The organism is Tepidibacter thalassicus DSM 15285, from assembly GCF_900129915.1.
In the GTDB taxonomy this organism is placed as follows: Bacteria; Bacillota; Clostridia; order Peptostreptococcales; family Peptostreptococcaceae; genus Tepidibacter; species Tepidibacter thalassicus.
Window position 1 is genome coordinate 19473 of sequence record NZ_FQXH01000026.1, and the last position, 7782, is coordinate 27254.

Here is a 7782-nt window from a genome sequence, read left to right on the forward strand (position 1 = left end):
TCCCCTTTATTTATTTAAATTTCATACTAATTATAGAATACCAAAAAAAATACATTATTGAAAAGAAAAAAGAGCTTAAATTTAAGCTCTTTTTTCAAATACTAATTTTCCATCCTTTTCTTTAACAATTATATTATCTCCTTCTTTTATATTGCCCTTTAATATTTCTTCTGAAATACTATCTTCTAACAACCTTTGTATAGCTCTTTTCAAAGGTCTAGCTCCATATTCAGGATCAAATCCTTCTTTAGATATCAATTTACTAGCTTCATCAGTAAGTGACATTTCAATATTCATTTCTTTTAATCTTTCTTCAAGTCCTTTAATCATGAGTTTTACTATTTGATCTATATGTTCTTGATTTAATGAGTGGAATACTATTATATCATCTATTCTATTTAAAAATTCAGGTCTAAATTTTTGTCTAAGTTCTTTCATTACATTTTCTTTCATTTTTTCATATTCATCTTTTTGAATTTCTTTTTCATCAACTGTAGCTTTAAAACCTAATGTTTTTTGCTTAGATATAGTATGTGCTCCCACATTAGATGTCATTATTATGACTGTATTCTTAAAATCTACAGTTCTTCCTTTAGAATCAGTTAATCTTCCATCATCTAAAATTTGAAGAAGTACATTAAATACTTCAGGATGAGCTTTTTCTATCTCATCAAATAATATTACTGAATAAGGTTTTCTTCTAACTTTCTCTGTTAATTGTCCTCCTTCTTCATGTCCTACATATCCAGGAGGAGATCCTATAAGTCTAGATACTGCATGTTTTTCCATATATTCAGACATATCAATTCTAATTATTGAATCTTCATCTCCAAACATTACATCAGCTAATGCTTTAGATAGCTCTGTTTTTCCAACTCCTGTTGGGCCCAAGAATATAAATGATCCAATAGGTTTTTTTGGATCTTTAAGTCCAACTCTCGCTCTTCTTATAGATTTTGCTATTGATTTAACTGCTTCATCTTGACCTATAACTCTATTATGAAGTATTTCTTCTAAATTTAAGAGTTTTTCAGATTCTTCTTGAACAAGTTTAGTTACAGGTATGCCAGTCCAAGAAGATACTACATTTGCTATATCTTCTTCACTTACTATATTTGATTCTTTAGAAACATCATTTTTCCAGCTTTCCTTTGTTTTTTCTAATTTTTCTTTAATATCTTTTTCTTCATCTCTAATTTTAGCTGCTTTTTCAAAATCTTGATTTCTTATTGCTTCTTCTTTTTCTTTTGATAAAGTCTCAAGTTTTAATTCAAGCTCTTTTATATCTTTTGGAGGAGTATAATTTTTAAGTCTTACTTTAGAACCTGCTTCATCTATTAAATCTATTGCTTTGTCAGGTAAAAATCTATCTGTTATATATCTATGTGAAAGATTTACAGCAGCTTTTATAGCATCATCTGATATTTTCACTTTATGATGTGCCTCGTATTTATCTCTCAATCCTTCAAGAATTCTTATAGTATCTTCAATACTTGGTTCTTCTACCATAACAGGCTGAAATCTTCTTTCAAGAGCAGAATCTTTCTCTATATATTTTCTATATTCATCTATGGTAGTTGCTCCTATTATCTGAATTTCACCTCTAGCAAGTGCAGGTTTTAATATATTTGAAGCGTCTATTGCCCCTTCAGCTCCCCCTGCTCCAACTATTGTATGAAGCTCATCTATAAATAATATCACATCTTTTTCTTTTATCAATTCTTCCATTACCTTTTTTATTCTTTCTTCAAATTCTCCTCTATATTTAGCACCTGCAAGCATAGAGCCCAAATCCAATGTTACTACTCTTTTATTTTTTAATATTTCTGGAACATCTCCCGATACTATTTTTCCTGCAAGCCCTTCAACTATTGCTGTTTTACCTACTCCAGGATCTCCTATTAACACCGGATTATTTTTTGTTCTTCTACTTAAAATTTGAATTATTCTTTGTATTTCTTTTTCTCTTCCTATAACAGGATCAAGTTTTCCTTCTTCAAATTGAGATGTTAAATCTGTTCCAAACTTATTCAATGTTGGAGTATTTTGTTTTCTATGACTATTGCTTTTATTTTCATTTTTAGATATATTTACATCTTCAAGTGAATTTACAACTTCCTTTACTATCATATTAAAATCTACTCCAAGCTCTAATAGTATTCTAGCACCTATTCCTTCTCCTTCTCTAATAAGACCTAACAATATATGTTCTGTACCTACGTAATTATGTCCTAATCTTTTAGCTTCAATTATAGCAAGTTCAAATATTTTTTTTGTTCTAGGACTAAATCCTAAAACTTGTGCTCCTGGAGTTTGACTACCCTCTATTTGTATTATTTTATCTTTAATTGCTTTTGATGAAGCTCCTAACTTATTTAAAACTTTACTAGCTATACTATCTTCATCTCCTAAAAGACCTAACAGTATATGTTCACTTCCAACTAAATTATGTCCCATTTTACTAGCTTCTATGGCAGCTAAATCAAGTGTTCTTTTAGCTCTTTCTGTAAATTTATCAAACATAACTACACCTCCTAAATACTTAATTTTTCCCTTATAAATTTTGCTCTATTCATATCCCTTTCAATAGAATCCATTGAATTATACAATCTCAATTGATATGCAGGCTGAATTTCTATCATAAGCTTATCTATATCTCTTGTTGTGAATTCGTTTATATATCCCATTTCTATTCCAAGCTTTACATTTGATAAAAGGTTCATGGCTTCTTTTGAACTTATTAATCTCGAATATTTCAATATACCAAGAGATCTAAAAAATCTATCTTCAAGTTTCGGTCCCAATTTATTTTTAAGCATTTCTCTAGCAGATAATTCTTTTTCTATTATCTGTTTTGATATTCCTATTATATTACCTATTATCTCATTTTCATCTCTGCCAAGAGTTAATTGATTAGATATTTGATATATATTTCCAAGAGAACCCGATCCTTCACCATAAATACCCCTTACAGCGAGTCCTATTTTATTTGCTGCATTTAAAACTCCATTTATATATCCAAGCTCAACAAGCGCTGGAAGATGAACCATAATAGATGCTCTAAGTCCTGTTCCAACATTTGTTGGACAAGATGTTAAATATCCCAATCTCTCATCAAATGCATAATTTAAATTTTCCTCTAATATATCATCTATCTTATCAGCAATATCCCAAGCTTCATTCAATTTAAACCCACTAAAAAGAGTTTGTATTCTCAAATGATCCTCTTCATTTATCATAATGCTTACAGTTTCATCTTTTTTAATCAAAACCCCAGCATTTTCATTTTTCCCAAGGTCAATGCTTATTAAATGATTTTCTACCATAATTTTTCTTTCTATTTCATCAAGCTCGCTCATTTTGTAAAATTCAAATTCATCTTTTAAAACTGTATTTCCTTTTAATATAGTATCTTTTACTTTTTTAATTATTTCTTCCGATTCTTCTTTTCTTAATTTGTTCGGGAAAGGATAATCTATTAAATTTCTAGCAAGACGAATTCTAGAACTTATAACTACATTTTCACTATTATCTTCATTTTTTATCCAATTAGTCACACCTACACCCCCTTATATTTGCTTTTCTAATTCCCTTATTTTATCTCTAATTTGAGCTGCTTTTTCAAATTCTTCTCTTTCTACAGCTTTATTAAGCTCATTTTTAAGTCTTTTTATTTCATTCTTTATTCTCAAAGACCCTCCTATCTTTTTAGGAACTTTTCCTATATGCTCTGTAGATCCTTGTATTCTTTTTATAACGGGAATTAATTGTTCTTTAAATGCATCATAACATTTATAACATCCAAGTCTTCCTATTTCTTTAAATCTCGTATAACTTTCCTTACATTCACTACAAACAAACTCTTCTACTTTATAAAAATCATTACTTATTCCCATATCTATAATACTCGAAAGTATATCTTTCATAGAAAAAGGCATATCAAAATCCATGTTAAAATTTATACTTTTTTCTTTATTTGCACATTCTTCACATAAATGCAATTCCCTTTTTTTCCCGTTTATTATCTCTGTTAAATGAATAGTTGCTTCTCTTTTATTACACTTTTCACATATCATATTAAAATCCCCACCTCCTAAAAGTATCCCAAAATACTCATCAATATATTTTTTAAAATACTAGCTCTTATCTTATCTTTTAAATCTTTAACAGGAGCATTTATAGATTTATCATCTATCGCAGCTAATATTATTTTTTCTTCTCTAGCAGTTATTATCCCTAATTGCCTTAAATTTGAAATTAATTTTTTAGATGAAATATACGTTATATTGTCTTTTATTTTTTCATAAATAACTCCTTTTATATACTGATTTTTATCTAAGTCAATTTTTATTATTTTTATATATCCTCCTCCACCTTTTTTGCTCTCTATATAATATCCATTATCTATATTAAATCTAGTTGTAAGTACATAATTTATTTGAGAAGGAGCACAGTTAAAGAAATTTGCAAGCTCATTTCTCCTTATCTCAATGTTCTTATTTTCCTTTAAAAGTTCTTTTATAAATTTTTCTATTACGTCTGATATAGATGGCATTGAACCACTCCTCGAATTTTACTTTGACTTTCTTTGACTTTAATTTTATTATAAATAAATTTATTTTTTATTCAAATATAATTTTTTATTATTTTTTTTTAATTTTTTTCAATATCTGCAATTATCTAAATATATCTTATTATTTCTCATTTTTTCTCTTTTTTATTCTAAATAAAATGGTGACTAATTAGTCACCATTTTTATATCTATTTATTATTTTTTACTTCTTCTATTATTTTATCCATTATTTGAGATGGAACTTCTTCATATTTTTCAAATTCCATTTCAAAATATCCTCTACCTTGAGTCATTGATCTTAAATCTATTGCATATCTAAAAGTTTCAGCTTGAGGAGCCTGTGCGTATATAATCTGTTTTCCTCGAGAAGCTGGTTCCATTCCAAGTATTTTTCCTCTTCTCTTGTTTATATCTCCCATTATATCTCCCATATATTCTTCTGGTACTACTATTTTCAAATTCATTATAGGCTCAAGAAGTACCGGATTCGCACTTTCCATTCCTTTTTTAAATGCAATTGATGCCGCTATTTTAAATGCCATCTCAGATGAATCTACATCATGATAAGAACCATCATACAATGTAGCTTTTATATTCATTACTGGAAAACCAGCTAATACTCCTGATCTCAACGATTCTTTTAAACCTTTTTCTACAGCTGGAATATACTGTTTAGGAACTGCTCCCCCAAATATTTTTTCTTCAAATACAAATTCTTCATTTGACGGTTCAAATATTATTTTCACATCTCCATATTGGCCATGGCCTCCACTTTGTTTTTTATGTTTACCTTGAACATCTGCTTTTCCTTTTATAGTTTCTCTATATGCAACTTTCAAATCAGAAAGTTTTACATCTACTCCAAATTTTTCTTTTAACTTATCTTTTATAGAATTGATATGTATTTCTCCTTGACCACCTATTAATGTTTGTTTTGTTTCATGATTCCTAAACCATGTAATAGAAGGATCTTCTTCCACAAGTCTATGAAGACCTGCACTTATCTTTTCTTCATCTCCTTTATTTAAAGAATCTATTGCAAAGTAAATTTGAGGTTTTGGAAAATCTATATTATCAAAAGGTTCTCTATTTGAATTAGTTGAAAGAGTATCTCCTGTTTGAACATTAGAAAGCTTAGTTAATACAACTATATCTCCTGCAACAGCTTTTTTTATCTCTATTTGCTCTTTATTTTTCAATGTATATAAATGATAAATTTTTTCTTTTTGACTTTTATTTACATTATATACTTCAGTATCAGAAGTTAACTCCCCTTCACAAACTTTCAACCAAGAAACTTTACCTATAAATGGATCTACCAATGTTTTAAAAACTATCCCAGAAAACTCACTTTTCTCACTATTATATCCTACATCAACAGGAGATGGCATATAATCCCAAATCATATCTAAAAGAGTATGTATTCCTATATTTTTTGATGTAGACCCACACAACACAGGAATTATCTCCCCATTTATTACACCTTGTCTTAATCCCTTATGTATTTCTTCAACAGTAAACGGTTCTCCAGCAAAGTATTTATCGAGCAATTCATCATCACTTTCAGCAACAGATTCAAGTAACATTTCTCTCACAGGATTAATATATTCTTTCATGTATTCTGGTATTTGAACTGTTACACAATTTTTATTTTTATATTCTCTTGCAAACATATCTACTACATTCACAAATCCTTTAAATTCTTTATCTTTACCCATTGGTATATGAAAAGGTGCTATTTTTTTACCATATCTTTCTCTTAACTGTTCCAATACTTTATTATAATTTGCTTTTTCACTATCTATTTTATTTACAAATATAAACCTTGGGGTATTATTTTCATCTGTTATTTCTAAAGCCTTATCTGTTCCAACTTGAATATCACAAGTTCCATCTACAACTATTATCGCTCCAGCAGCTACTCTCATAGCTGAAACTACATCTCCATAAAAATCAAAATATCCTGGAGTATCTAAAAAATTATATTTATGATTATTCCATTCCACAGGTATCAAATTCAATGTAGATGTCATATTTACTTGATCAGTTGGCTTGCTTATTCTATTTACTAAATTGTTTGTATAAAGTATAGCTTCTGTTAAATTTGTTTTCCCGCACCCAGAATGACCTAAAATAACAATATTTCTTATTTTATCGCTTTCATAAACTTTCATAAAAAAAAATCCCCCTTTTTCCTTTTTATTAATATTCTTTATTTTTTTAATAGTTCCTCTTTTTATTTTTATATCTCGCTTCTTTAATTAAATATTATGTAATAAACTTTTTATTATGATAAAATAAGCCTTTATAAACATAAAAAATAGGCCCTTTATAGGCCTATTATCTTTAACACATCATTTATTGTATCTTTAACATATTCTCCTTTTTTATATTTCCTTTTAGAAACCAATGTTTCCGTCTCATTCCCTCTAGCTATAATTTCCTTTAAAATAGTTGGTAATTCAATAAATACTCCTAATTCATTAAAATTTTCATCCATTATCACAAATATAGGTATTCTAGGTTTTCCATTTATCCTGTATTTTTTTATAGCCTCATCATTTCCTTCTCTAGAAACAATTCTCAAATCAATGTTTTCATTTAAATCAGATATAAAACTAACTCCAGGTAAATTTATTTGACAATCTGGACACCATGCTTCAGCAAATACTAGTATATATATCTTCTTACTTATTTTTTTAATTTTATTTACTAAATCTTTCTCCATATTTATGCTATTTTTTATTTTCTCCATTTTAGATCTATATACTTCTTCAGCAGATTCTAAAAATTTATCAAAACTCAATCCTTTAAAAAACAAATCTTTTAAAAGCATATATTTATACCCCCCATATGGATATGCTACTTAAAGACTATTATATCATAAAAATTATAATAAAAAAAGATTACGTGGCTACGTCCTACTCTCCCAGGAGGTCTCCCTCCAAGTACCATCGGCGCTGAGGAGCTTAACTTCTGTGTTCGGAATGGGAACAGGTGTATCCTCCTCGCTATTGTAACCACATAATCTTCATTTTTTTCATACTTTCAAAACTGCACAGATTTATTGGTCAAGTCCTCGACCTATTAGTATCCATCAGCTGAACTCATTACTGAGCTTACACCTTGGACCTATCTACCAGGTAGTCTTCCTGGGGTCTTACCCTTGCGGTGGGAAATCTTATCTTGAGGGTGGCTTCGCGCTTAGA

6 protein-coding genes and 2 rRNA genes are annotated in these 7782 nt (G+C 28.7%); all 8 read right to left on the reverse strand.

What is annotated here, in order from left to right:
- Positions 1 to 81: 81 nt before the first annotated feature.
- Positions 82 to 2523, reverse strand: a complete 2442-nt coding sequence (locus BUA19_RS09650) for an ATP-dependent Clp protease ATP-binding subunit (protein ID WP_072726001.1) — start codon at positions 2521 to 2523, stop codon at positions 82 to 84.
- Positions 2524 to 2534: 11 nt separating this feature from the next.
- Complete coding sequence (locus BUA19_RS09655) at positions 2535 to 3557, reverse strand: protein arginine kinase (protein ID WP_207645987.1); 1023 nt, start codon at positions 3555 to 3557, stop codon at positions 2535 to 2537.
- Between the two features lie 12 nt (positions 3558 to 3569).
- Positions 3570 to 4076 carry a UvrB/UvrC motif-containing protein gene (locus tag BUA19_RS09660; protein WP_072726003.1) on the reverse strand — a complete coding sequence of 169 codons (507 nt, stop codon included), beginning with the start codon at positions 4074 to 4076 and terminating at the stop codon, positions 3570 to 3572.
- Positions 4077 to 4093: 17 nt separating this feature from the next.
- Complete coding sequence (locus BUA19_RS09665; RefSeq protein WP_072726005.1) at positions 4094 to 4555, reverse strand: CtsR family transcriptional regulator; 462 nt, start codon at positions 4553 to 4555, stop codon at positions 4094 to 4096.
- 206 nt (positions 4556 to 4761) lie between these two features.
- Positions 4762 to 6747 (reverse strand): elongation factor G, encoded by a 1986-nt coding sequence (locus BUA19_RS09670; protein WP_072726007.1) that lies wholly within the window; start codon positions 6745 to 6747, stop codon positions 4762 to 4764.
- A 155-nt stretch (positions 6748 to 6902) separates the two neighbouring features.
- Positions 6903 to 7409, reverse strand: a complete 507-nt coding sequence (locus BUA19_RS09675; protein ID WP_072726009.1) for a thioredoxin family protein — start codon at positions 7407 to 7409, stop codon at positions 6903 to 6905.
- Between the two features lie 72 nt (positions 7410 to 7481).
- Positions 7482 to 7598, reverse strand: a 5S ribosomal RNA gene (gene rrf, locus BUA19_RS09680).
- A gap of 42 nt (positions 7599 to 7640) precedes the next feature.
- A 23S ribosomal RNA gene (locus BUA19_RS09685) occupies positions 7641 to 7782 on the reverse strand; the annotation flags it as partial.

Excerpts from the sequence above, each read along its gene's own strand:
- BUA19_RS09650 (WP_072726001.1), bottom strand. The coding sequence starts at position 2,523 with ATGTTTGATAAATTTACAGAAAGAGCTAAAAGAACACTTGATTTAGCT.
- BUA19_RS09660 (WP_072726003.1), bottom strand. The coding sequence starts at position 4,076 with ATGATATGTGAAAAGTGTAATAAAAGAGAAGCAACTATTCATTTAACA.
- BUA19_RS09665 (WP_072726005.1), bottom strand. The coding sequence starts at position 4,555 with ATGCCATCTATATCAGACGTAATAGAAAAATTTATAAAAGAACTTTTA.
- BUA19_RS09670 (WP_072726007.1), bottom strand. The coding sequence starts at position 6,747 with ATGAAAGTTTATGAAAGCGATAAAATAAGAAATATTGTTATTTTAGGT.
- BUA19_RS09675 (WP_072726009.1), bottom strand. The coding sequence starts at position 7,409 with ATGCTTTTAAAAGATTTGTTTTTTAAAGGATTGAGTTTTGATAAATTT.